21 protein-coding genes and 1 tRNA gene are annotated in these 24,764 nt (G+C 68.4%); 9 read left to right on the top strand and 13 right to left on the bottom strand.

The features are described from left to right. The first annotated feature begins 148 nt into the window (after positions 1 to 148). Positions 149 to 541 carry a hypothetical protein gene (locus tag MEBOL_RS21295; RefSeq protein ID WP_157775322.1) on the top strand — a complete coding sequence of 131 codons (393 nt, stop codon included), beginning with the start codon at positions 149 to 151 and terminating at the stop codon, positions 539 to 541. Between the two features lie 107 nt (positions 542 to 648). On the opposite strand, the gene MEBOL_RS21290 is transcribed toward MEBOL_RS21295, so the two are convergent. The 3 genes from MEBOL_RS21290 to MEBOL_RS21280 form a co-directional block, all read right to left on the bottom strand. After that, positions 649 to 1,236, bottom strand: a complete 588-nt coding sequence (locus MEBOL_RS21290; protein ID WP_218920807.1) for a PIN domain-containing protein — start codon at positions 1,234 to 1,236, stop codon at positions 649 to 651. A 43-nt stretch (positions 1,237 to 1,279) separates the two neighbouring features. Then, entirely contained in the window at positions 1,280 to 1,747 is a 468-nt protein-coding gene (locus MEBOL_RS21285; RefSeq protein ID WP_095979168.1) for a helix-turn-helix domain-containing protein, read from the bottom strand. Between the two features lie 542 nt (positions 1,748 to 2,289). Beyond that, positions 2,290 to 2,362: transfer RNA gene (locus MEBOL_RS21280), tRNA-Phe, on the bottom strand. A gap of 137 nt (positions 2,363 to 2,499) precedes the next feature. Between MEBOL_RS21280 and nhaR the strand changes: the two genes are divergently transcribed. Next, the gene (gene nhaR, locus MEBOL_RS21275; protein ID WP_157775320.1) at positions 2,500 to 3,396 is read left to right on the top strand and encodes a transcriptional activator NhaR; all 897 of its coding nucleotides are present in this window, start codon (positions 2,500 to 2,502) and stop codon (positions 3,394 to 3,396) included. Here nhaR and MEBOL_RS21270 read toward each other — a convergent pair. Further along, positions 3,393 to 5,045, bottom strand: coding sequence for an amidohydrolase (locus MEBOL_RS21270; protein WP_425437647.1), 1,653 nt, complete (start codon positions 5,043 to 5,045; stop codon positions 3,393 to 3,395). The two genes, nhaR and MEBOL_RS21270, sit on opposite strands and share 4 nt — an antisense overlap. A 127-nt stretch (positions 5,046 to 5,172) precedes the next feature. After that, positions 5,173 to 5,379: a hypothetical protein gene (locus MEBOL_RS21265; protein ID WP_095979165.1), complete on the bottom strand. Its 207-nt coding sequence runs from the start codon at positions 5,377 to 5,379 to the stop codon at positions 5,173 to 5,175. A 168-nt stretch (positions 5,380 to 5,547) separates the two neighbouring features. Here MEBOL_RS21265 and MEBOL_RS21260 point away from each other — a divergent pair, with 168 nt between their 5' ends. Continuing rightward, entirely contained in the window at positions 5,548 to 6,027 is a 480-nt protein-coding gene (locus MEBOL_RS21260) for a helix-turn-helix domain-containing protein (RefSeq protein ID WP_095979164.1), read from the top strand. A gap of 4 nt (positions 6,028 to 6,031) precedes the next feature. Then, positions 6,032 to 8,515, top strand: coding sequence for a VIT domain-containing protein (locus MEBOL_RS21255; protein WP_095979163.1), 2,484 nt, complete (start codon positions 6,032 to 6,034; stop codon positions 8,513 to 8,515). A 25-nt stretch (positions 8,516 to 8,540) separates the two neighbouring features. On the opposite strand, the gene MEBOL_RS21250 is transcribed toward MEBOL_RS21255, so the two are convergent. The 6 genes from MEBOL_RS21250 to ung form a co-directional block, all read right to left on the bottom strand. Then, positions 8,541 to 8,837 carry a YkvA family protein gene (locus MEBOL_RS21250; RefSeq protein WP_095979162.1) on the bottom strand — a complete coding sequence of 99 codons (297 nt, stop codon included), beginning with the start codon at positions 8,835 to 8,837 and terminating at the stop codon, positions 8,541 to 8,543. 84 nt (positions 8,838 to 8,921) lie between these two features. Further along, entirely contained in the window at positions 8,922 to 10,430 is a 1,509-nt protein-coding gene (locus MEBOL_RS21245) for a hypothetical protein (protein ID WP_095979161.1), read from the bottom strand. A 239-nt stretch (positions 10,431 to 10,669) separates the two neighbouring features. After that, complete coding sequence (gene gyrA, locus MEBOL_RS21240) at positions 10,670 to 13,417, bottom strand: DNA gyrase subunit A (RefSeq protein ID WP_095979160.1); 2,748 nt, start codon at positions 13,415 to 13,417, stop codon at positions 10,670 to 10,672. A gap of 163 nt (positions 13,418 to 13,580) precedes the next feature. Then, positions 13,581 to 14,687 carry a hypothetical protein gene (locus MEBOL_RS21235; protein WP_095979159.1) on the bottom strand — a complete coding sequence of 369 codons (1,107 nt, stop codon included), beginning with the start codon at positions 14,685 to 14,687 and terminating at the stop codon, positions 13,581 to 13,583. Between the two features lie 4 nt (positions 14,688 to 14,691). Beyond that, on the bottom strand, positions 14,692 to 15,477 hold the full coding sequence (locus MEBOL_RS21230) for a tetratricopeptide repeat protein (RefSeq protein WP_095979158.1): 786 nt from the start codon (positions 15,475 to 15,477) through the stop codon (positions 14,692 to 14,694). A 46-nt stretch (positions 15,478 to 15,523) separates the two neighbouring features. Continuing rightward, positions 15,524 to 16,207 (bottom strand): uracil-DNA glycosylase, encoded by a 684-nt coding sequence (gene ung, locus MEBOL_RS21225; protein ID WP_095979157.1) that lies wholly within the window; start codon positions 16,205 to 16,207, stop codon positions 15,524 to 15,526. Between the two features lie 160 nt (positions 16,208 to 16,367). On the opposite strand from ung, the gene MEBOL_RS43720 reads away from it, so the two are divergent. The 5 genes from MEBOL_RS43720 to MEBOL_RS21200 all read left to right on the top strand — a co-directional run bounded on the left by MEBOL_RS43720 (position 16,368) and on the right by MEBOL_RS21200 (position 23,632). Then, positions 16,368 to 20,060, top strand: a complete 3,693-nt coding sequence (locus tag MEBOL_RS43720) for a WGR and DUF4132 domain-containing protein (RefSeq protein WP_095979156.1) — start codon at positions 16,368 to 16,370, stop codon at positions 20,058 to 20,060. 58 nt (positions 20,061 to 20,118) lie between these two features. Continuing rightward, positions 20,119 to 20,874: a phytanoyl-CoA dioxygenase family protein gene (locus MEBOL_RS21215; protein ID WP_095979155.1), complete on the top strand. Its 756-nt coding sequence runs from the start codon at positions 20,119 to 20,121 to the stop codon at positions 20,872 to 20,874. A 73-nt stretch (positions 20,875 to 20,947) separates the two neighbouring features. Further along, positions 20,948 to 21,739: a hypothetical protein gene (locus MEBOL_RS21210; RefSeq protein WP_095979154.1), complete on the top strand. Its 792-nt coding sequence runs from the start codon at positions 20,948 to 20,950 to the stop codon at positions 21,737 to 21,739. Positions 21,740 to 21,852: 113 nt separating this feature from the next. Next, entirely contained in the window at positions 21,853 to 22,629 is a 777-nt protein-coding gene (locus MEBOL_RS21205) for a type VI immunity family protein (RefSeq protein ID WP_218920806.1), read from the top strand. A 106-nt stretch (positions 22,630 to 22,735) separates the two neighbouring features. Beyond that, positions 22,736 to 23,632 carry an RluA family pseudouridine synthase gene (locus tag MEBOL_RS21200; RefSeq protein WP_095979152.1) on the top strand — a complete coding sequence of 299 codons (897 nt, stop codon included), beginning with the start codon at positions 22,736 to 22,738 and terminating at the stop codon, positions 23,630 to 23,632. A gap of 3 nt (positions 23,633 to 23,635) precedes the next feature. Here the strand turns inward: MEBOL_RS21200 and MEBOL_RS21195 are convergent, their stop codons facing one another. Then, positions 23,636 to 24,181 carry an AidA/PixA family protein gene (locus MEBOL_RS21195; protein WP_095979151.1) on the bottom strand — a complete coding sequence of 182 codons (546 nt, stop codon included), beginning with the start codon at positions 24,179 to 24,181 and terminating at the stop codon, positions 23,636 to 23,638. Between the two features lie 50 nt (positions 24,182 to 24,231). Continuing rightward, positions 24,232 to 24,744: an AidA/PixA family protein gene (locus MEBOL_RS21190; protein WP_095979150.1), complete on the bottom strand. Its 513-nt coding sequence runs from the start codon at positions 24,742 to 24,744 to the stop codon at positions 24,232 to 24,234. Positions 24,745 to 24,764: the final 20 nt, after the last annotated feature.

The following is a 24,764-nucleotide window of genomic DNA, read 5'->3' as shown; positions in this document are numbered from 1 at the left end:
GGCCGCGCGAGTCGAGAGGGTGAGCGAGCGGAACCTGGGACACCCCAAAACCATTCGTGTATGTCCCCCTGGACACCTGGACGGAACTCCAAGGGCTGGACGTCGCGGCTCACAGGTGCACCACCCCCTTTCCTGGAGATGAATCCCCATGAAGAACTGGTCTCTTTGTCTTGGTCTTGCTCTCGCCCTCTGTGGATGCGGCGGTGATGGCGTCTCTGGCACGTGGAAGGGCGACCTCTCCGGATGGGCGATCACCGCGGAGGTGACGCAGACCACCGAGTCGGCCGGGACGCTCTACCTCTCCGGGACCCTCAGCACCAACAAGCCGGCCTGTTTCAACAACGGGACCCTGAGTGGCACGTTCGTCAACAACTCGAGCCTCAGCTTCATCTCGTCCGCTTCCGGCTCCGCCAGCTCCACGACGATCCTCAAGATCGACGGGGAGGTCTCCGGCGAGACGCTCACCGGCTACTTCGAGTCGACCAGCCTCAGCTCCGAGTGCAACGTGGAGCGCACCGCCATCAAGCTCACGCGCCAGTAGTCTTCGGAGGACAACAGCAAGGGCGCCAGACCGGAATCTGGCGCCCTCGAGCTCTTCGAACTCCGTGCCCAAGGGTGGAGTCAACGAGCTGTTACAGGCCAGAGGCTTCAGGCGCTGCCGCTGGGCTCCGCATCGCGCAGGGCAAGGTAATCGCGAACATCCTTGACGAAGCCGGGCACCGACCTGGCCAGACCGTCGAGCAGTTCCTCAAGCGTGCACCGCGGCTTCTGCTTGTCGGCAGCCTGCTTGCGGAGTACTTCCAGCATCTTGCGTGGCGAAAGATCGAAGAGGTGCTGCAAGAAATCGTCTGCGGATTGGGCCTTCATGGAAGGCGGCAGGTCCTCCTTGCGGAAGTGCTTCAAGTTGTTGGTGACGATGACCTGTGCATGGGCCATGAGAGCGGCCGCTACCACGTGTCGGTCGCCCGGGTCGTTCTTCATCGCGGGCTCCAAGTGCTCGTAGCCAATGACGGTCGAGTCCGGAAACACACGATTGATGATGGCGACCAGCTTCTCTGCCTTCTGCTCCGAGCACCGGCCCTGCGTCACAAGGTTACGCCGCATCTCCTCAAGAACCCGGGCGCTCCAATAGGGCTGGACGAGGCCTGCTTCAGCAGCCCTCAAGAGCGTGTCCCTGACAGCCATCGGGAAGAGGACGTTGGCGTCGAGGAATACGCTAAAGATGGCTGGGAACACGCCTCACCCCCTCCTCGTTGCCAGCGTTACCAGGGCACTGTTTTCAGGGCTCGCCGAAGTAGTCACCGGCCTCTTCGCTGAGCTGAGTGAGTTCGCGCAGCGCCTCTGCACGCTCTTCATCTCTCCGCTGCTTATAGCGCAGCAGGTCCGCGGCTCGAATGCGCCGATGCTTGTGGGGCTTGTAGAAAGGCAGCTTCCCAGCCTCAAGCAGGTTGACGAGGCCCTGGCGCGAGATGTTGAGGAGGTCGGCCGCCTCCTGTGTGCTGAGTTCTCGGTGTAGAGGCACGACGCTGACGGCCTCGCCGTCAACAAGGGCCGCGAAAAGGTCTCGCAGCAGCGCGGCCGCCTCTTCCGGCAACTCCACTTGGTCGCCGTTCGGCAGGACGAGAAGGGGCGCCTGGCGCTTAGTGCCCTGGCCATCGGTCGCCAGCTCAAGCTGCCGGAGGATGCGCTGGGCGATTGGGAGCTTCTCGGGGGGAAGTGCAATGGGTTCATTCTCGCGGCGAAGCATCAGTGCACTCCATTGCGGTGGGACTGCCGAGGGCCGGAGGGGAGAACGCCCCTCACGGAGGAACTACTGCTCTGAATAGGGCTGAATCTCCGAAACAAATAGGGTCAAATCGCCAAAAACGCAACCCATCCACGACACACCAGGGGGCGCCTATTTTCAGCTACTTAGCTTGGCTCGCACGGACACCAAGAAGCCCGTCAAGGGACGAGAAGATGTACGACAATATCCCCCTACCCATGACGCCGCTAGACTCAGGGGGTCGCATCTCCGCATCCGAGCGTAGATAGGGTGCCGGGAAGATGCCCCTGACGGAAACGCAGGGCTGTGCGGGAGATGGAGCCTCCCCCTTCTCGAAGGCCCAGGTAGCGACGAAGTGCCGAAACCATCCAGGTAGATCGGTTGCTCGTGAGGCAGGCCCGCCGGGTTGTAGCTTTCCGAGTAATTCGGACTCTCGGGGGAGAACGTGCGGAGGCATGAGCTCCGCGGGCAAAAAGAAAGGGCGCCAGACTGGAATCTGGCGCCCTCGAACTTTTCGGACTTTGTGCCCAGGGGCGGAATCGAACCACCGACACGGGGATTTTCAGTCCCCTGCTCTACCGACTGAGCTACCTGGGCGTGCCTCGCGACCGCTTGAAGCGAGGGGCGATCTACGGTGCCTGGGCCCCAACGTCAAGTGGCTTCTTCTCGCCCCTCTTCTTCCCGTCCCCGGCTCCCCTCCGTTATCCAGAGGCCCTGCCCCGGAGGCGCCCCGCGTGAGCTGGCTCAACTACCACCACCTCCTCTACTTCTGGACCGTCGCCCGCGCCGGCTCCATCGCCAAGGCCAGCCAGGAGCTGCGCCTCGCCCAGCCCACCATCAGCGCCCAGCTCAAGCTCCTCGAGGACTCGCTCGGTCACAAGCTGCTCGAACGTCAGGGCCGCCGCCTCGTCCTCACCGACGTCGGCCGCACCGTCCTGCGCTACGCCGATGACATCTTCCGCCTCGGCAACGAGCTCACCCACGCCATCAACGGCCTGCCCTCCGGCCAGCGCCTGCGCTTCGCCGTCGGCGTCACCGACGTCGTCCCCAAGCTCGTCGCCGAAAGTCTCCTCCACCCCGCCTTCGACGCCTTCCCCCACATCCACATCACCTGCCGCGAAGGCCCCCTCCCCCAGCTCCTCGCCTCCCTCGCCCTGCACGAGCTCGACGTCGTCCTCTCCGATACCCCCTCCTCCGAGCCCGTCAGCGTCCGCTCCTTCAACCACCTGCTCGGCACCTGCGGCGTCTCCTTCTTCGCCGCTCCCCGGCTCGCCCACCTCGCCCGGGGCTTTCCCAAGTCCCTCGACGGCGCCCCCATGCTCCTGCCCTCCGAGGGCACCTCGGCCCGGCGCGCCCTCACCGCCTGGTTCGACGCCCAGGGCATCCGCCCCCTCGTCGTCGGAGGCTTCGACGACAGCGCCCTCCTGAGTGCCTTCGGGCAGCGCGGCCACGGCGTCTTCGCCGCCCCGTCCGTCATCGAGGCCGAGGTGTGCCGGCAGTTCTCCGTCTCCACCCTCGGCCGCACCGGGGACATCGAGACGGGCTTCTACGCCATCTCCGTCGAGCGGCGGCTGCGCCACCCCGCCGTCGTCGCCATCGCCGAGAGCGCCCGCTCCCACCTCTTCGGCTAGGGCGCCCGGTACACCTCGCGGCCATCCACCACCGTGGCCACCACCGTCGCGTCCACCAGCTTCCGGGCCTCGTCCTCCACCGGGTCCACCGACAGCGCCGTGAAGTCCGCGTCCATCCCCACCTTCAGCTGGCCCCGCCGTCCCTCCGCGAAGGACGCCCATGCCGGCCCCACGGTGAAGCCCTCCAGCGCCTCCTCGCCCGTCAGCCGCTCCTCGGGCCTCCAGCCCCCCTGGGGCCTGCCCGCCGCGTCCTGACGCGTTCGCGCCGCGTACAGCCCCGCCAGCACGTCCGGGTTCTCGATGGGGAAGTCGCTGCCCAACGCCAGCACCGCCCCCGCGTTCTTCAGGCTCTTCCACGCATACGCGCCCTCGAGCCGCTTCGCCCCCAGCCGCGCCTCCGCCCACCCCATGTCGCTCGTCGCGTGCGTCGGCTGCACGCTCGCCACCAGCCCCGCCGCGCCCAGCTTCTGGATGTCCTCGGGCCGTAGGATCTGCACGTGCTCCACCCGGTGGCGCAGCGCCTGGGTCCCCGTCGCCGCCGCGGCGCGAATCAGCGTGTCCACCACGTACGTGTTCGCCCGGTCCCCAATCGCGTGCACGCCCACCTGGAAGCCCCGCTCCATGAAGGCCCACGTGCGCGCCTCCAGTTCCTCGGGCTCCATCAGGAGCAGCCCCGTCTCGCCCGGCGCGTCGCTGTAGGGCTCGTGCATCGCCGCGCCTCGCGAGCCCAGCGCCCCGTCCAGCAGCAGCTTCACCGCCTTCATCTCCAGATGACGACCGCCGTAGGGCCCCAGCTCCAGGTACGTGTGCCGCTCCTCCCCCTGTCCGTCCGCCATCGCGTACACCCGCACCGGCAGCCGGCCCGCGATGTCCCACGTCTGCAAGAGCCGGAACGTGCGCAGGTCCATCCCCGCGTCATGCACCCCCGTCAGCCCCACCTGGGCGCACCGCTCGAGCGCCGCGGACAGGCGCGCCTGGAGCTGTTCGTCCGTGGGCGGCGGCACCCGGCGCGACACCAGGTCCATGGCGTTGTCCACCAGCACTCCCGTGGGCTCGCCCTTCGCGTCCCGGAGGATGCGGCCTCCCGCCGGATCCGGCGTGTCCCGGGTGATGCCCGAGCGCCGCAGCGCCTCGCCATTCACCCACGCCGCGTGGTGGTCCACCCGCGTCAGGTACACCGGCGTCGAGGGGAAGCGTGCGTCCAGCTCGGCCCGGCCCGGGAACGCGCTCCCCGGCCACCCGTTCTGGTCCCACCCCTTGCCCACCAGCCAGTCCCCCTGGAAGCTCATGGACGGCGCGGACACGAGGCGCTGGACGGCCTCGTCCACCGAGCGGGCCCCCTCCAATCTCGCCACTGTCAGGCTCAGCCCCAATCCCGACAGGTGCGCGTGCGCGTCCACCAGTCCGGGCACCACCACCGCGTTCCCTAGATCCACGACGCGCGCCGAGTCTCCCGCGGCCTCGCGCACCTCCCGCTCCGTCCCCACCGCCACGAGCCGCCCCTGGCGCACCGCCAGTGCCCGGGCCTCGGGCCGCTCCTCGTCCAACGTCCGGATCCTGCGGGCCACGTAGACCGTCGTCTCCACTCGCGCATCCTCGGGCACTCTCCGGACACACGACAGCCCGAGCGCCAGCACTCCCACCCCCATCAGGGCGAGCCGCGCCACGCCTCGGAACCGGACGCCCGGAGGGGGTTGAGCTGAATCTCTCCACATCGACGGGCACTACTGTGCGCGAGCCGTCCGCGCCTGTCACCGAGAGGATGACGGCGGGGGCTCAGGGCTCGGGGACCGAGGGGGTCCCCCCGTCTCCGAACGTCAGAGGACCCGTGGGCCCGGGAGGCTCGGCCGGGACGATACTGCCCGGATTCACGTCCCCCGCCCCCTGGATGGGCGTCGCCAACTCCGTCCCCGGCGGCTGCGTCGTCCGGCACGCCACGACCCCAACCACCACACCCACCGCGATGAGCAGCGCACGACGCATGCGTTCTCCCCTGGAAAGGACCTCGCCCCACCGTAGGGACGCCCTCCCGCCACGGCAACGCGCCCCCGCCCACTCCGTCCGGCATCGGATGCGGACGCGACATCCCGACAGTGGCGAATCGACAGCGGCTTCTTGACACCAAGACTGTCGAGACATACTGTCAGGTTCGTGAGCACGCCGAAGACACAGGTGGGGTGGAAACTCTCGGAGCTGGCCGAGGCGGTGGGCGTGAGCCCGAGGACCGTGCGCTACTACGTCCAGCGCGGCCTGGTGCCCGCTCCCCCCTTCAAGGGGCCGGACACGGTGTACGGGGAGGAGCACCTGCTGCGACTCAAGGCCATCCGCGTCCTGCAGGCCCGCTTCCTGCCCCTCGACGCCATCCAGGTGGAGCTGGCGCGATTGGACGCCGAGGGGATCCGGGCGCTCGCCGAGAGCGAGAGCGCGAGCGCGACGGTGCCGCCCCCGCCCGCCCCCCGTCCTCCCCCGGCCACGGCACCGCCCTCTCCGCCCCCCGCCCACGCCACGGGATGGCGCCGATGGGAGCTGGCCCCAGGGCTGGAGCTGCACCTGGCCGACACGGCGGACGCGAAGACCCGGGACCTCGCGGAGCACCTGCGAGCCCTCATCCAGAAGACCCAGGAAAGGTAGAGACATGCACGACGAGAAGACCGGTCTGTATACGCGCGGTGGTGCCCAGGTGGCCCTTCAGGGCGTGGATGTCACGGGAGAACTCCTGGGAGGCCATGCCCGGGTGCGCGTCCGCCAGCGCTACCGCAACACCGAGCGCGCCCCCATCGAGGCCGTGTATGTCTTTCCGCTGCCCTCCGACGCCACCCTCACCGCCTTCTCACTCGAGTGCGCCGGCCGGCACGTGCGCGCCATCATCCAGGAGCGGGAGAAGGCCTTCCAGACCTACGACGACGCGGTGACGGCGGGCCATGGCGCCGCGCTGTTGGATCAAGAGCGGCCCAATGTCTTCACCGCCCAGGTGGGCAACCTGCTGCCCGGTGAGGAGACGATCGTGGAGGTGGAATTCCTCCAGGCCATCCAGGTGGAGGAAGGCTGCGTGCGCTGGGCCCTGCCCACCCTCGTGGCGCCCCGCTACATACCCGGCACGCCCTCCGGGGACCGCACCGCTCCGGGCACCGCCGAGCCCACCCATCGCGTGCCCGACGCCGACCGCATCACCCCGCCCGTGGGCGACGCGCGCTATGGCCTCACCCTGGAACTGCTCGTCTCGCTCGGCCGCGAGGTGGTGGTGGAAAGCCCCTCGCACACGCTGGGCCTCTCCCGTACGGACAACGGCACGCGCGTGACGCTCACCCAGCCCCACGTGGCGCTGGATCGGGATCTCGTGCTCAACATCCGGAGCCCCGACACGAGCGCGCCCTTCACGCCGCTCGTCGCCCACCGCCGGGGCGAGGAGCCGGGCACCTTCGCTCTCACCGTGGTGCCGGACCTGCTGGGCATGGCCCAGGCTCCGAAACGCCAGGAGGTGGTGTTCGTGGTGGACGTGTCGGGCTCCATGGAGGGCGCGAGCCTGCCCCAGGCCCAGGGCGCGCTCCGGCTGTGCCTGCGCCACCTGCGCGAGGGAGACCGCTTCAACGTCATCGCCTTCTCGAATTCCTTCCGCCTCTTCTCGCCCGAGCCCGTGACGTTCACGCAGCGCACGCTGGAGCAGGCGGACAGCTGGGTGGCGGCACTGCGCGCCGACGGTGGAACGGAACTGCTCGAGCCCCTGCGCGCCGCGGTGCGCTCCGCGCCGGACGGCGTGGTGGTGCTGCTCACCGATGGCCAGGTGGGCAACGAGGCGGAAATCCTCCAGGCGGTGCTGGCCACCCGCCAGTCGGCGCGTCTGTATTCCTTTGGCATCGGCACCAACGTGAGTGACGTGCTGCTCAAGGACCTGGCGCGGCAGACGGGCGGCGCGGTGGAGTTCATCCACCCCGGCGAGCGCATCGACGACAAGGTGGTGGCTCAGTTCTCCCGCGCGCTCCCGCCCCGCGTCACGAACGTGGAGGTGCGCTTCGAGGGCGTGGAGGCCCTGGAGCTGGCACCCGCCGAGCCGCCACCGCTCGTGGACGGCACGCCGTGGAGCCTCCTCGGCCGCTACGCCACGCCCGGCAAGGGCACGGTGGTGCTCAAGGGGCGCGCGGGCGCGGAGACGTTCTCGCTCTCCATCCCCGTGGACTTCCCCGCCGTGAGCGAGCGGCCCGCGGTGGAGAAGCTGTGGGCCGCCGAGCGCATCCGGGGTTGGCAGGACGCCGCGCTCGTGGGCCGTCGGGCCGAGGCCCTTCGGGGACGCATCATCCAGCTCGCGCTCGCGCACGGCCTCGTCACGCCCTACACCTCGTTCGTGGTGGTGGAGGAGCGCACCGGCGAGCGCCGCGCCTCGGGACAGCCCGAGACGCGCGTCATCCCCGTCCATGCCCCCGCGGGCTGGGCGATGTTCGGCCAGGCACCGGTCGAGCGGGAAGCCGCTCCCCAGATGGCCCGAGGCAAGCCGATGGCCCCCGGCATGGGCGTGTCTCGGGCGAGGGCTCCCGCTCCCATGGCCAGTGGAGCCATGCCGCCGCCTCCCGCGCCCGCCGCTCCCGCTCCGGCCGCTCCCGCTCCCGCGCGCGCCCTGCTGAAGAAGGAGTCCAAGAAGCTCTCGGCCAGGGAAGAGGTGCTCGCGGTCGAGGAGGCCGCGGACGAGCTGCGCCGGGTGCTCCACGAGGCCTCGGATGCCTCCCGCGATGAGCCAGCCCTGGAGGAGGGCGGCGTGGCGCTGCTCGGGCAGCAGCTCGCCAGTGGCCTGTGGGCCGGTCAGGGCGTGGGCACCGAGCCCGTGCGTCAGGCACGAGCCACCGCGCTCGCCCTGCTGGAGCTGCTGCGCCAGGGCATCACCAGCACCCATCCCCTCCATGGCGCGCAGGTGAAGAAAGCGGTGGAGGCCCTGCTCGCGCTGATGCCGTCGCTGGACAAGGCCTCCGACGTGGCCGAGCTGGCCCTGGGCGTGGCGTGGCTCGTGTCCGCGGGCCCGCGGACCCGGGGACGCATCTCCCAGGCCGCCAAGCCCCTGGCCGGACTCCCCGCCCGGCTGGAGAACGAGAACGAGTTGCGCCAGCACGTGGACGCCCTCGCCCGCAGGTGAAACGAGGGAAGGCGAGGGGCCCCGCTCAGCCGCCGCGCAGCGGGGTCCTCTCGGCCGAGGGGCCGGTGAGCGGCGTCGGCCATCCCGAGGGCCCCGGCTGGTAGCGCTCCATCTCGCGCATCATGAACCAGGCCGCCGCGGACAACACGCCCAGGTCGTCCAACCAACCCACCAAGGGCAGGAAGTCCGGCACCACGTCCAGCGGGAAGAGGAAATAGGCCACGGCGAACAGGCCCGCGAACCGCCGCCAGCGCGGGACCCGGGGGTCTCGCACGTAACGGAAGAACCGCGTTCCGAGAACTCGAAGACCGGAGACATTCATGTCCTTCCCTACGGAGGGAAGGCGCCTCCCATTGCGTGAGCCCCCGGGAGCCGCCTGGCCGCACGGTCTCCGTACGACCGTCGGTCAGTCCTCCCCGTCTCCCCGCTCCGCCGACATGCCCGGGAGGAGCTGGAAGGACGCGGCGCCATTGAGGTACGCCTCCAGGACCTGTTTCCGCTGGGGCATGAAGACGCCTTCCAGTGCCTCCGAAATGGCATAACGGCGCCCGTCCGGACCCATTTCGTGGGTGCGCTCGCTCACGTGCACGAATTCGAACGAAGAGGACTTGGTGGGCCAAATGAGGCCCCCGCCCAGGTTCATTCCCGTACTGAACTGGTGACAGCCCGAGCATGAGAGCACCTGCGCCCGGGCGACGATCTGGTTGGGCGTGAGCGAGCTGCCCAGGGCATCCAAGCTCGCCTGGATCCGCGTGCGCAGCGGGCTCGCCCCCTTGCCCATCTGGAAGGAATAGAGGTCATCCGTTCCGCTCGAACGGCTCTGTCCACTGTTGAAGCGCTCATCGCTCGCGAGGTCGAAGCGGAAGAGATCACCGATGGCCAGCGTCTCCATCCGCGAGGTGAGGAACTGGGCGAAGTCCTCCTGCCGACCATGGCTCGTCTTGACGCTGAAGAGCACCCCGGCGGGGCTGCCCTTCACCGTGTCGGGCACGAAGCGCAGCGCGCACGTCTTGCCCACGCACTGCTTGCGCACGCGGAACTCGCGCAGCGTCCACAGCGCCTGCATGAACTGGTTCGTGCGCACCTGTCCGGTGGTACGATTCTGGGCGTTGCCCAGGTTGTCGATGTGGAGGGCGGGCGGAAAGTCCTTGTAGCCCTTGAAGTAGAAGTCGTGCAGGTCGTCCGCTCGCTCTTGCGCGTTGGACTCCTTGGACAGCTTCGCCCAGAAGAGCGCCACGTCCTGGCAGCCCTTCAGCCCCTTCTTGGGGTTGGGATTGGGCAGCACACTCTCGAAGGCGATCAGGTTGCGGTTGTTGCTCTGGGTGAGACCCGAGCGACGCGCGAAGATGATGCGGTACTCGCCACAATCACTCCCATCCTTCGCCGCCAGGTCGAAGCGGTTGATGAGACCAATGGGCACATACGCCGCGAGGTTGGTCCCCGGGGACAAGAAGGGATCCTCCTTCGCCTGGTTGCCCTCGGTGCGAGGGCAGGCGTACGAGAAGCCATTGAGGCTCGACGTGCCATCCCCGAGCGGCTGATCATCGCAGTGCGATCCCCCCAGGCCCAGCCCGGGCGAGCGCCGCTGGGTGTCCCACCACTCCTGGTAGAGCTGCAAGGGCGTGAGCTTCGCCACCTTGCTCTGCGCCACCAGTTGCTGCATCACCTCCTCGAAGGAGAAGCGCGCCAGGATGACCTCGTCCGTCACCACCAACGAGCGCCGGGGGTCCACCACGTAGGCTTTTTCCTCGGATGTCTCCAGGGCCGTCGCGTCCAGGGGGATCAGCCCGATGCCCCGGCGTTCCGGATGCACGGACACCGGGAGGAGCGAGCCGCCCGACGGCGGCTCCATGGATTGAGCGCACGCGCCGAACACCACGGCGCCCGTCACGGCCAGAAGACACGAGAAACGCATGAGTAAGAGCCCCCCTCGATGGGCGAATTCAAATAGCGGCCAAGGACTGACTGAATCCGCAATCTAAGAATCCAAGCAAGTCCGAGGGGAGCGTCCAAAGCCAGACGTCCACCGCCGCCGGAGGGATGGATATCGGGCAGAAACCCGCCCGCGAGGGTCCCCGGCGCCAGACGCGACGAGGGCCGGGGGAGGAGAGAATCCTCGGCCCCGGCCCCCGGCGTCTTCATGCGTGTGTCAGGTCAGCTCGGCTCGGACTCCGGCGCGGAGGAACCAGGCGTCTCGGGAGCGGCGGGCTCGGCGGCCTCGGGCGTCTCGGCGGGCCCAGCGGCCGCTGGCTCGGCCGCTTCCACCTCGTCCTCGCTCTGCTCCGACTCGGGCAGGATGGAGATGCCCGTCACCTTCTCCTCGGCGCTCTCCAGCGCGATGAGCCGCACGCCCTGCGTGTTGCGGCCAATGACGGAAATCTCCTTCGCCTTCATGCGAATGAGCATGCCGCCGTTGGTCACCAGCATCACCTCGGTCTTGTCCGTCACCGGGACCAGGCCCACCACCTTGCCATTCCGCTCGGTGGTCTTGATGTCGATGATGCCCTTGCCGCCACGGCCCTGCTGCCGGTACTCGGTCTCCTGGGTCCGCTTGCCGTAGCCGTTCTCCGTCACCGTGAGGATGGTGGTGTCCTTCTCCACCACGTCGGCGCCCACCACCTCGTCGCCCTCCTCCAGCGTGATTCCCTTCACGCCGTAGGCCTGGCGGCCCATGGAGCGCACCTCCTGCTCGGGGAAGCGGATGCTCATGCCGGTGGCGGTGGACAGGAGGATGTCCTTGGAGCCGTCGGTGATCTTCACCGCGACCAGCTCATCCCCCTCGTCGATGCCCAGCGCGATGATGCCGCTGGACCGCACGTTGGCGAACGACGACAGGTCCGTGCGCTTCACCACGCCCCGCTTCGTCACGAAGAAGACGAACTGGTTCTCGCCGAACTCGCGCGTCACCAACACCTGGGCCAGCCGCTCGCCCTCGCCGAACTGCACCAGGTTGATGATGGCCTTGCCACGCGACGTGCGGCCCGCGAGCGGCAGCTCGTGCACCTTGAGCGAGTAGAGCCGGCCCTTGTTGCTGATGGGCATGAGGAAGGCGTGGGTGCTCGCCACGAAGAGGTCCGTGACGAAGTCGTCCTCCTTCGTCGTCGCCCCCGTCTTGCCGCGGCCTCCGCGCTTCTGCGCCCGGTACTCGCTCAAGGGCGAGCGCTTCACGTAGCCCGTGTGCGAGAGCGTCACCACCATGGTCTCCTCGGCGATGAGGTCCTCGTTGGTGATCTCCTCCGCCGCGCCGGCGAGCTCCGTGCGGCGCTTGTCGGCGTAGCGCTCGCGCAGCTCGCGCAGCTCGCCCTTGATGACGTTGAGCAGGCTGGACTCGTGGGCGAGGATGTCCTCCAGACGGGCGATCTCCCGCACCAGGTCGATGAGCTCGCGGAACAGCTCCTCGCGCTGCAGGCCGGTGAGGCGCTGCAGACGCATCTCCAGGATGTTCTTGGCCTGATCCTCGCTGAAGCCCGCGCCCTCGTAGCGGTGCTCCAGGCCCGAGTAGTTGGGCTCCTCGGCGCGCGCGCGCGACTCGAGCAGCGCCATCTGCGCCTTGGCCTTCTCGTAGTCGATGCGCTGGAGATTCTGGAAGCGCTCGTGCTCGTAGAGCGAGGGCGAGAGGATGTGCATGAGGCCCCAGCGCGCCTCGTCCGGGTCGCGCGAGGCGCGAATCAGGCTCACCACCAGGTCGATGAGATCCTGCGCGACGAGCAAGCCCTCGACGATGTGGCGGCGGGCGCGCGCCTTGCGCAGCTCGTAGCGGCTGCGGCGCGTCACCACGTCGCGGCGGTGCGAGATGAAGCGGTCGAGCAGCTCCTTGAGCGTGAGCGTGCGCGGCTGGCCCGCGTCGATGGCGAGCATCACCGCGCCGAACGTGGTCTCCATGGGCGTGCTGGCGAACAGGTTGTTGAGCACCACGGCGCTCATGGCATCGCGCTTGAGCTCGATGACGATGCGCATGCCCTGCCGGTCGCTCTCGTCGCGCAGGTCGCTGATGCCCTCGAGCTTCTTGTCGCGCACCAGGTCGGCCATCTTCTCGATGAGCCGCGCCTTGTTCACCTGGTAGGGGAGTTCCGTGACGATGATGCTCTCGCGGTCGCCCTTCTTGGAGGTCTCGATCTCCGTGCGCGCGCGGACGGTGATCTGCCCGCGGCCCGTCTCGTAGGCGCGCAGAATCCCCTCGCGGCCGGTGATGATGCCGGCGGTGGGGAAATCCGGCCCGGGGATGAACTGCATCAGGTCGCGGACGGTGCAATCCGGATGGTCGATGAGGTGCAGCGTGCCATCGAGCACCTCGCCCATGTTGTGGGGCGGGATGTTGGTGGTCATGCCCACGGCGATGCCCGTGCTGCCGTTGACGAGCAGGTTGGGGAACTTGGTGGGGAGCACGAGCGGCTCGAGCAGCGAGTCGTCGTAGTTGGGACCGAAGTCGACGGTCTCCTTCTCGATGTCGGCCAGCATCTCCTCGGCCAGCCGCTCCATGCGCACTTCCGTGTAGCGCATGGCCGCGGGGGAGTCGCCGTCCACCGAGCCGAAGTTGCCCTGGCCGTCCACGAGCAGGTAGCGCAGGGACCACTCCTGCGCGAGCCGCACCATGGCCTCGTAGACGGAGGCATCGCCGTGGGGGTGGTACTTACCGATGACGTCACCCACCACGCGCGCGCTCTTCTTGTAGGCGCGGTTGTGGAGGTTGCCCAGGTCGTTCATCGCGTAGAGGACGCGGCGATGCACGGGTTTGAGGCCGTCACGCACGTCGGGCAGGGCGCGCCCGACGATGACGGACATCGAGTAGTCGAGATATGAGCGGCGCATCTCGTCTTCGATGTTGACGGGGATGAGTTCCCCCACACTGCCCGGAGGAGGCGCGGGGGGCGTTGCCGGCTTGTCGGTGGTGTCGTCGGCCATGATTTCGCGGGGTCGGGGACAGGCCCGCCCGAGGGGGCCTCTCCAAAGAGGATATGGGTACGTAACCCTCGGATTTTCCAGCGTCAACAACGCAGACGCCCCGGTGATGGAGGGCAGCCAGAAAGGGGGCCCGGAGACCGCCTGGACGGGGGGTTTCGGACGCTTAGCCGAGCACGTCGCGCACCTGGCGGACCAGGTCCACCAGACTGGGAGTCGTCCACCATCCGCGCGGGGTCCGGGTCGTGCCGTTTCCGTGTCGCGGGAGGAGCTGGCGCAGGGCCTCGCGCACCGGCTCGATTCCGGGCGCGTTCCGGGCCTCATCGGCCCGCGCGGCCAGGCGCTCCAGGCGGGCCCAGCGCGGAGTCGTCCACCGCTCGTCCGCGGGAATGTCCGTGCGCTGGGCATCCCACAACTCGTAGGCCACCTCGATCAGGGCCGCCCGGGCCTCGGAGAGCGTGTCCGAGGGCAACAAACGCACCTGAGGGACGTACTCGCGCTCGAAGAGCCACCACATCACCGTCAGGCACTCGGAGGGCGAGGGCTCGAGCGGGGCCAGCCGAAGCCGGGCCATCCGCGTCAGCCGACTCCGTGCCTCCTGGTACCAGTATTCCGCGTGCAACAGGTGCTCGGGGCCCGTGGACGGCGCCCGCCCGGGAGCGAGAGCCGCCCGCTCGCGCAGCTCCGCCACCATGAACCCCCGCGCGTCCACGCCGGACAAACGCCGCCAGAGCGATGCCAGGGCCGCCTCGCCCCGGGGCCACCCCAGGGCCAGCTCCTCCCGCTGACGGTTGGAGAAGGGCAGCCGTCCGGCGAGCAACAGGGGCTGGGCGAACAGGGACTCCAGGCGCTCGCCGAACACCTGGGCGTCACGCAGCGCGGGCAGGGTGTCCGGCAACAACTCCCGCGCGGTCTCCTCCCGCAGGTGGGCGGGGACCTCGCGCGGCAGGGTGATGAGCCAGTCCTCCAGGGCCCGCATCAGGACGCCAAAGGGCTCGTGGGGATCACGCCCGAGCTTGCGGGCCACGTCCCGGACGAGCTGTTCACGCAGCGAGGCCACCTCGGACAGGGTCCTCACCGAGGAATGACCCTCCGGCCACGCCTCGGCGCCGAGCAGCGCGTCCAATGCCTCCTGGTGGACGAGCACCTCGCGCAGCAGCGGCAACTCCCGCCGCAGCCGCTCCTGCCACCGGGACTCGGCCAACACGAGCACCAGCCGGTAGTAGCGCTCGCGGGCGGGCCCGAGCATCTGGTAGTCGTCGTCGCCGGGCACGCGCCTACCCCGTCTGGGCCACGGTGTCCTTGGGACGCAGCGGCGCGGCGAGCCGTTCGGCCTCGGCACCCAGGGGGCCCTCGGGGTCCAGCGCCTTGGCGCGCTCGAAGGCGGCGAGCGCCGCCTCCCGCTCCCCCTTGAGTTTGAGCGCCACGCCCACGTTGAGGTGCGCCCCGGCGTTGTCCCGGTCCATGGTCAGCGCCTCGCGGAAGAGCGCCAGGGCCTCGTCCAGGTCCCCGTTGAGCAGCGCTTCCTTGCCCGCCTGCACCCGCTTGTCCGCGTCGTTGACGAGTTCCACCTGGAGCAGGCTGCCGCCGGCCACGGTGAAGATGAGCGCGCGCAGGATGCCGCCCCAGTAGAAGGTCAGGCCCTCGGCGGCGGCCACCGCGGCGATGGGCAGGTCCGGCAGCAACTGCTTGCCCCGGAACTTGAAGCGCACCTTGGTGTAGCGGCCCTTGTTCGCCCAGTGGACCACCTCCTGGCGCAGCTTCTGGAGGCCTTCCTCGATGCGCTTGGGGTCGATCTCGAAGGGGAAGGCCGCGCCCTGGGGCTCTCCCGCGGGCAGGGCCTTCATGCCGGGCGGGGACTCCTCGGCGGAGAACGAGACCGAGGTCTCCGGAGCGGCCGGCTCACGCAGCGAGGACTCCAGGGGCGTGCGCTTCTTCGCGGCCTTCACCGCCTTCGCGGGCGAGGGCTTCTTCTTGGGAGAGGAAGCAGCGCTCTTCTTGGGTACCGCGGGGACGGCCTTCTTCCGGCTCGCCGGAGCCTTGCGGGATGCGGTCTTCGCCATGGTGACGGGACTCTAACCAGTCACGAGGCGGCGCGCTCGGGGGGCGTTACGCGGGCAGGCGCCAGTCGATGGGCTCCCGCCCTCGCTTCTCCAACTCCGCGTTGACACGGCTGAAGGGTCTGCTGCCGAAGAAGCCCCGGGACGCCGACAGGGGCGAGGGGTGGGGGCCCGCGAGCACCACGTGGCGCCGCGCGTCGATGAGCTTCTGCTTCTTCTGGGCGTAGGCCCCCCACAACACGAAGACGACGGGCTCCTCCTTCGCGCTCACCGCCCGGATGACCGCGTCGGTGAAGGCCTCCCAGCCCTGCCCCGCGTGCGAGTTGGGCGTGGCCTCGCGCACCGTCAGCACGGCGTTGAGCAGCAACACGCCCCGCTCGGCCCAGGGCACCAGCGAGCCCTCCCTGGGAATGGGCAGGCCCAGGTCGTCGTGCAGTTCCTTGAACATGTTCACCAGCGAGGGCGGCGGCCTGACTCCCGGCTTCACCGAGAACGCCAACCCATGCGCCTGCCCCGCCCCGTGATACGGATCCTGCCCCAGGATCAGCACCTTCACCTGCTCGTACGGCGTCAACCGCAAGGCCGAGAACAGGTCCTCCTCCGGCGGGTACACCGTGTACCGCTGCCGCTCCTGCTCCACATACGCCTGCAACCGGGTGAACGCCGGGTTCGCCAGGGCGTCCTGCAGTACCCGGCGCCATCCCTCTGGGAGCTTGTCCTTCCACGGGCTCATCGTGTCTCCACCTGTCCTCATTCCGAGAAGAGCTGGGCTCTTACCCTACTTTCGCGGTTGGATCGCAAGGGTTTCTTCAAACGTCGTCCGAATCCCAGCGGAGGCGCAAAGGGGGGCCCCGGTACGATAGGGTGGCGCCCCTTCTTTCGCGGAGACAAGCATGCGTCGCTTCGAGTTCACCGATGGCTCCTCCCAGAAGTTCTGGGAGATCGATCTCCAGGGCACCGGCTTCACCGTGCGCTGGGGACGCATCGGCACGGACGGGCAGACCCAGCAGAAATCCTTCCCCTCCGACGCAAAGGCCCAGACCGAGCACGACAAGCTCATCGCCGAGAAGCAGAAGAAGGGCTACACGGAGGCCGGTAGCGCGCCCTCCAACACCGTGGTGGCGCCCGCGCCCGCGGCTCCGAAGGCCTCCGCTCCGAAAGCCCCGGAGGCGGCCCCCATCCCGGTGCCCCCGCCTCCCGCCCCCGATACCTCGGGGCCCGTCTTCTGGAGCGATGACCTCCTGCGCCGCGTGATTCCCCGCCGGGGCGGCGTGTCCGTGCCCGTCCGCCCCCTCATGGCCCCGAAGAAGGCCTGGGCCCTGGTGCGCGAGGACTTCAAGAAGCGCACCCCCGAAGGCATCTCCCAGGACTCGGAGCCCGGCAACCTCACCGCCGAGAGCCAGGCCGTGGCCGCGCGGCTCGCCAACGCCGAGCCGTCCATCGGAACGCCCGAGGAGGACGCCGTCCTCCTGACCTTCCTGAACTACCGCGAGGGCTGGGGCCATACCCCTCGGAGCGAGCCCGGCATCGACTTGCTGTTCGCGCTCGGAGGCCCCGTCCACACGACGCGCGCCCTGCTGCTGTCCCTGGACATGCATCTGGCCGGAGGTCTGGTCTTCAAGGCCCGCCGGGGCGTCAACACCGAGGAGCGGACCGCGCGCTACAGCCGACTCTCTCAAGGACACCTGCACGGCCTGCCCCGCCTGCGCGCGCTGCTCGCCACCCAGACCGATGACGCCAGCTACCAGGCCGCACGCGACGCCGCCGCCTCGCTCCGAAGCACCGGCGAACAGCGCGCCGCCTCCGCCTTCCTCTTCCCCACCGAGACCGATTGGGTCCACGCCGAGGCCGAGGTCTACACCCAGGAGAAAGAACACCCCGTCCTCCTGAGCGCCGTCTCCACGCCCGACGCGCTGGCGCTCTTCACGCCCCTCATCAAGATCCATCACCTGACCCAGGACAACGTCGACTACATCCCCTCGATGCTCGACGGCATGGGCACCGCGAGCCTGCCCCTGTTCCAGGATGTGATCAAACGCCCCTATCTCGGCTCCGACTTCCTCCGCGCCTGGGCGGGATTCGTCGCGAGCATCAACTCCGACGAGGCCATGGCGCTGCTGATCGAGCAGTCCGCCGAGCACGGCAAGGAGATGATGGGGACCCTGCTCGACGCGGCCGTGCGCTGGCCCCACCGCGCGCTGCGGCTGCTCGCGCCCAAGGCCAGCGTGAGGGGCAAGGAAGGCGACGCCGCGCGCTCCCTGCTCACCAGCGTCGTGCGCCGCCACGCCGCCACGCTCCCGGCCCTCCTCGCCGGACAGTCCGAGGAAGCGCTCCAGGTCGTCGCCCGCCTCCAGGAGCAGTCCGGCCCGGACGTCCCCGATGCCACTCCCGAGCAGTTGCCCCCCGTGCTCGCCCGTCCCCCCTGGATGGCGGGCCACCAGCCCGAGCCCCTGCCCGTCCTCACCGGCGTGGTGCCCCCGGCACTCCCCGACGCCCTCGCGTGGCGCGAGGGTGAACAGGCGGAGTGGTTGCAACGCAAGGGTCCGGACGTCAGGAGCTTCCGCCAGTTCACCGACGAGCAATGGCACGCCTTCGCGCGGGACACCTACCAGGCAGGACGGCAAGCGAACTCCCGGCACGAAGCCAGCACCGATCCCGCCTTCTTCGCCCAGGCGCCCGAGGCGCTCGCGCGCCAGTACATCTCGCATCTGAGGTACTGGAACTGGGGGTGGAGCTCCAACTGGATGCCCCGCATCGTCGCGCGGCTGGGGCTCGACGCGCTGCCAAGCCTCCTGCACCTGTACGAGCAGACCAAGGGCGAGAGTGCCATCCTGCTCGGGCCCGTCGCCGTCATGGGGCTCGCCCCCCAGATGGCCGAGACCTTCCAGTACACCAAGAAGTTCCGCCACCTGGGGCGCGATTGGCTCCTGCGCCACCCCGCGCACGCCACCGCCGGACTGCTCGTCCCCGCGCTCGGCAAGCCCGGCAAGGCCAAGGACGCCGCCTGCGCCGCCCTGCGTCTGCTCGCCTCCGAGGGCCACGAGACCACCGTGCTGGATATCGCCTCCCGCGTCTCGCCCCAGGTCCGCGACGCCGTGGCGCGCGTCCTCGCCTTCGATCCCCTTCACCTCTTCCCCACCAAACACGCCAAGCCGCCCGAGGCCTTCGGCATCCGGAGCCTGCCTCCGCCCCTGCTCGCCGACCGCTCCGCGAAGCTGCCTCCGGATGCCCTCGACGCCCTCGCCACGATGCTCTCCTTCTCCTCGCTGGACGAGCCCTACGCGGGCCTGGAGCAGGTGAAGGCCGCCTGCGACCGCCCCAGCCTCGCCCGCTTCGCCTGGGCCCTCTTCGAGGCGTGGATGCTCGCCGGTGCGCCCAGCAAGGAGAACTGGGCCTTCCAGGCACTCGGCCTGCTCGGGGATGACGACACCGCGCGCAAGCTCGCCCCGCTCATCCGCCAGTGGCCCGGAGAAGCCGCCCACGCCCGCGCCGTCACCGGCCTGGACATCCTCGCCACCATCGGCACCGACGTGACGCTCATCTACCTCAACGGCATCGCCGAGAAGGTCAAGTTCAAGGGCCTCCAGCAGAAGGCCCAGGAGAAGATCGAGCAGATCGCCGAGGCGCGCGGCCTCACCCGCGAGGAGCTGGCCGACCGGCTCGTGCCCGACCTCGGTTTGGACGACAGCGGCTCGCTCACGCTGGACTTCGGTCCGCGCACCTTCACCGTGGGTTTCGATGAGCAGTTGAAGCCCTTCGTCCGGGACGCGGACGGCACCCGGCTCAAGGACCTGCCCAAGCCCACGCAGAAGGACGACGCGGACAAGGCCACCGCCGCCGCCGAGCAGTGGAAGGCCCTCAAGAAGGACGCCAAGGTGGCCGCGGGCACCCAGATCCTCCGTCTGGAGCTGGCCATGTGCGCCCGCCGCCGCTGGAGCCCAGACGTCTTCCGGCAATTCTTCGTGGAGCACCCCTTGCTCATCCACGTCGTGCGCCGGCTCGTCTGGGGCGTCTACTCCCCCGAGGGCGCCTTGAAGGACACCTTCCGCGCCGCCGAGGACCGCTCGCTCGCGGACTCGAACGACGACACCTTCACCCTGCCCGAGGGCGCCCTCGTGGGTCTGCCCCATGCCCTGGAGCTGGACGAGAAGACCGCCGGAACCTGGGGTCAGCTCTTCGCCGACTACCAGCTCATCCAGCCCTTCCCCCAGCTCGGCCGCCCCACCTACGCCCCCAGCGCCCAGGAAAAGGACAGCAAGAGCCTGGAGCGCGTGAAGGGCCTCAAACTGCCCACGGGCAAGGTGCTCGGTCTGGAGGCTCGCGGCTGGCAGCGCGGCGCCCCCCAGGACGGCGGCGTGGCCTGCTGGATGGAGAAGCCCCTGGGCCCCAACCTGACGGCCTACCTCGACCTCGATCCGGGTCTCTTCACGGGCATGCTCTCCGAGTCCCCCGAGCAGCTCCTCGGCACCGTGGCGCTCAACACGGAGAACTTCTGGAGAAACGAAGGCGGCCGGCCCTTTGGCAGCCTGGATCCCATCCTCTTCTCCGAGCTGATCCGGGACCTGGAAGGTCTCCGCCCCGCGTGAGATGGTCCAGCTCCCCCAGGGGTGCGAGGTGACGGTGTTACGAGCAGGTGCCGAGCGGATGGATCTCAGCGCGGCGCTCGCGCGGCTGGACACCGAGGGCTACGCCCCCCTGGGACGCGTGCTCGGGGATGACGGGCTCGCCGCGCTGCGCGAGCGCGCCGAGGACCTGATGCTCGGGCGCGTCACCGACCCCGGGCTCTTCTTCCAGATGGATGCCCGGACGGGACAGTACGAGGACTCGGGACTCGGCTGGCGGGGCCCGTCGCTCGCGTACCGGAAGATCGAGCGGCTGGAGAAGGACGAGCGCTTCCTCGCGTGGATCTCCAACCCCCTGTTCGAGCGGGTGGCGCGCGCACGCATCGCGGGCGGCATCGTCCTCTACCGCGCCATCCTCTTCAACAAGGGGGAGCCGGGGGGCGGCGCCATCCGCTGGCACCAGGATGGCGGGACGCTCTGGGGGCTGAGCCAGGAGCCCGAGCTGCAGATCTGGACCGCGCTGGACGACGCCCCGGTGGACGGAGGTTGCCTCGAGGTGATTCCGGGAAGTCATCGCCAGGGATTGGCGCGACCCATGGGCGGCGTCATTCCAGAGGACCAGCTCCTGGCCCAACGGGCCGAGGAGCGCGCGGTGCCCCTGCCCGTCCAGGCGGGCGAGGTGATTCTGCTGCACAACCAGCTCTGGCACCGCTCCGGCCCGAGCCGCGAGGGGCACCGGCGGCGCGGCTTCTCCATCTGCTACATGAGCGACGCCACGCGCTGTCTGCGCAAGAAGCGCGCCCCCCGGGAGTTCTTCCGCGTCTTCGAGGGCGGCTAACCCCATGGCGCTCAAGTTTCCACGAGGCCACCTCGCTCGTCTAGCCGTAAGGAGGCGCGCGCGAGCGCAACGGATGATGCGCAAGCGGGACATGCTCTTGCTCGCGGGAGTGATGGGAACGGGCGCGGGCTGTCTGGCCGAGGACCTGACCTGCACCCCCGCCGACAGCACCTATTCCTGCTGTGTGAAGCAGCACCCCACCCAGCCTCAATCCTGTGGGGCCGAGCCCGGCCTGTCGGGCATGGCGGTGGCCACGGGCGTCCTGGTCGCGGCGGTAACGATGACCTCTGACGAGGGCGTCCTGCCCGCCAAGATGCGGGCGGACGTCGAGGAAGTGCTCCGGAACTGCGCGGCCAAGGCGCACGAGACCGTGAACCACAAGCACTTCGGCGGTGAGCCGACCCGTGCGCAGTGTGATGAGGTGTTGAGGAGGACGCCCCAAGGAGTGCCGATCACCTGGGCCATCCAACTCGGCCTGGAAAAGCATGAGGTCGCCAAGGCCTGTGCGGAGGAGCGATTGGGTGCGTTCCTGGCGGGACGATTCAGCCTGGAACAGCGTTACCGCTACGACCCGGGAACCAAGCGCCTCGAACTCGTGAGTCCACAAGAGCGCTTCGACCTTCTGAATAAGAATCGAGCACACACGCTGGTGGGAACATTGGAGCCCGATGTCGTCGTCCATTCGGGTGATCCGCTCAAACCCCAGGCGGTCTACGACTTCAAGTTTCCCTGCCTCCGCTCGAACCGGCCCCGATGGGCCACCTATCCCAAGGGCCATCGTCACGAAAGCCTGAATCAGGGAGAGGTCTACCAGGAAGCCTTTGGCTCGGCCATCCGCGTGACTCCGTGGGAACTCATCCGATGAACCAACGCTATCCTCGCTTCAAAGGATATTCGCCGGGTGGACTCCATATCTTGCGTGATGGAGTTCTCCTGACGTTCTTCATGAAATTCCCCCATCGCGAGGTAGGGAAATTCGTGCTTCGCGCATGGGAGAAATACCAACAGGCGGTGGGACCCGACAAAATCACGCGGTACACGGGCACGGACGGACACTCGCTCCTCATCGATGCCTGGGCGATGAGCAACATCAAGGAGCAATTGCTCGATGCCGATGGGTGCGTGCTCGAACTCTGGGAACACGACGACCAATTGGGAGGCTACCGGGTCGAGTACCGAGGACGGATGCTGGGTCAGCCTCAGTACGCCCACCAGCCCGATGCGGTCAGCGGTGTGGCCTTCTGGCTGCCCACGGAGTACATGGAAGAGCAGGGCCCGACGCGGGTGAAAGCGCTCGCGCTCGCGTTGGCCCGGGAACTGCCCTTCAACACCGGCTATGTGAGTCCCGCTTTCAACGGCCTCATGGACATGCAGAGGGTCCGCCCGCTGATCCACGACTCGTGCTTCCGCTACCCGGGTCTGGACATCTTCGACATCGAGGTGACCCAGCAGTTGGGCACACGACCCAAGGGCAGTTATTGGCTGAACTTCTACGGCCAGCCCCTGCTGAGCGAACTGGGGGGCGTGACGCGCCTGCGTGAGCAGCTGACCCTGCCCGGCGTCTCCGTGCGGGAATTGGAGCCAGACAAGGTGCTGGTGGAACTGGGCGAATGGCCCGAGGTAGAGGGAGACATGCCCGCCTACCGACAGCTGGCGCGCATGCTGGAGCCGCACCTCTACCAGGAGACGAAGCCCCCACTGCCACCAGAGGACATGCGGCGCTGGGAGCGGCGATTCCTTGGCAACGCGCCGTAAGACACACTGGCCAACGCACACCTCGACCCTTCTCACCCTCACCAGCACGGAAAGATCCTGGCACTTCTATTGGCGACGACAACTCCATCCGAGGGCGGCTAACCCCATGGCGCTCAATACGGGTTATGCCTACCGCGAACAGCTCGGAGCCCGGGCGCGAGGACAGAGCACGCTCTCCTATCTGGTCGCCGCCTACCGGCACTCTCCCGAGCCGGTGTGGAGGGAACGGCTCGCGCGAGGCGAGGTCCTGTTGGACGGCATCCCCGCGACGGGCGAGGAGTTGCTGAAACCGGGCCAATTGCTCGTCTGGAACCGGCCGCCCTGGGAGGAGAAGGAGACGCCGCGCGACTACACGCTCGTGCACGAGGACGAGGCGATCCTCGCGGTCGACAAGCCGGGCGGACTGCCCACGGTGCCGGGTGGAGGCTTCCTCGTGAACACCCTGCTCCATGTCGTACGGGAGCGCTTCCCGGAGGCGAGCCCCCTGCATCGCCTGGGACGCGGCACCTCGGGCCTCGTGCTCTTCGCGCGCACGCACGACGCCGCGGCGAAGCTGTCCCGAGCCTGGCGCGAGCACGAGGTGGAGAAGCGCTACCGGGCCCTGTCGAGCGGCGTGGCCCCCCAGGACGCCTACGACATCACCGCGCCCATCGGCGAGGCGGTGCATCCGGGCATGGGCATGGTCCCCATGGCGCTCCCCAGCGGAAAGGCCTCCCGGAGTCTGGCGCGCGTGCTCCAGCGGCGCGCGGCCAGCACCCTCTTCGAGGTGGACATCCAGACGGGCCGCTCCCAGCAGATCCGCATCCACCTGGCCTTCATCGGGTATCCGCTGGAGGGAGACCCCGTCTACACCGTGGGTGGCATACCGCGCGCCGAGCAGCCGGGACTGCTCGGGGACACGGGCTACCTGCTCCACGCGGAGCGGCTCTGTTTCGTGCATCCCCTCACCGGAAAGCGATTGGAACTCCAGGCCCCCCTCCCGAGGGAACTCCACGTGAGGTAGACGCTACGAGATCGTGATGAACGGATCCCACGAGAAGTACGCGATCGGATTGTTCGTCCGATCCACGATCATGAACCGGAGCTGATAGGTGACCTCCCCTGGGGACCGGGCGGTCGATTGAAGGATGGCGTCTTGATAGGGTTCGCTGCCATCCAGCAACCCGTTGCCGTCCTTGTCGGACTTCGGCTTGGGGACGATGCCCTCGATCACGTACCGGGTGGGAGTCCGAACGAGATCATCCCCCTGGGAGATGTGCACATCGTAGAGCAACACACCGTAACCCGTATTCATCGTCATGGAGGTAGTCCTCCAGCGAAGAATGTCATTCGTCGAGACGGAGACGCGCAGCTCGTCCGTCGCCTCGGTGTCGGGCTTGGACTCGCTCCGCTTCACGAGCATGAAGGCGTACTTCTCGGCGCCATAGAGAGGACTGGGATAATCCCGTGTGCCTCGTCCGAGTTGAGTGCCGGGGGAGTTCATGTCATTGATGATGCCCTTCGCATCAATGACCGTGAGGATGTCGACAAAAGAAGAACCATCGCTGGCCATGATCGTGCCTTTCCTATGTCTTGGGAAATCAGCGTTCCGAGGCGGGGGACTCAGGAGTCAATGCCGGGATTGCCCCACTTGAAATACCCGAGGAGCTTTCCTTCGTCGTCCGTGATGGCGAACGTATAGGCATAGACAACCTTGCCAGACCCCAGGGAGGTGGACTCGAAATAGAGGTCCGTGAGGGTCTGCTTATCCGGATTGCCGTCGCGGTTGAGGAACGGGACTTGCTCCTCGGTGATGCTGGCCTCCGGCTGTGAAATCTTGTCATCCCCCTGGAGGAGCTCACACGAGTGGAGCGTGACGCCGAGCTGGGAGTTCATCGTCATGGAGGTTCCCCTCCAACGAATGACGTTGCTGGGTGTATTGGAGACGTTCAGCGTCGAGGTGCCATCTCCGCTGATGACCTCATCCCACCGCACGAACATGTAGACCAGCTTGGAACCGTCCCCAATGGACGTGGGACTCTTCGCGTCGGTGCTCAGCTGGCCGCCGAACTGATCCATGATGCTCTTCGCGTCGATTGCAACCAGGATGTCGATAACCTTCTCGGGGTCTGCCATGTCTCTCCTCCAGGGGTATT

The organism is Melittangium boletus DSM 14713 (assembly GCF_002305855.1).
GTDB classification, from domain to species: domain Bacteria; phylum Myxococcota; class Myxococcia; order Myxococcales; family Myxococcaceae; genus Cystobacter; species Cystobacter boletus.
The sequence above is the reverse complement of the archived record's forward strand: the minus strand, read 5'-3'. Positions and strand labels throughout refer to the sequence as shown.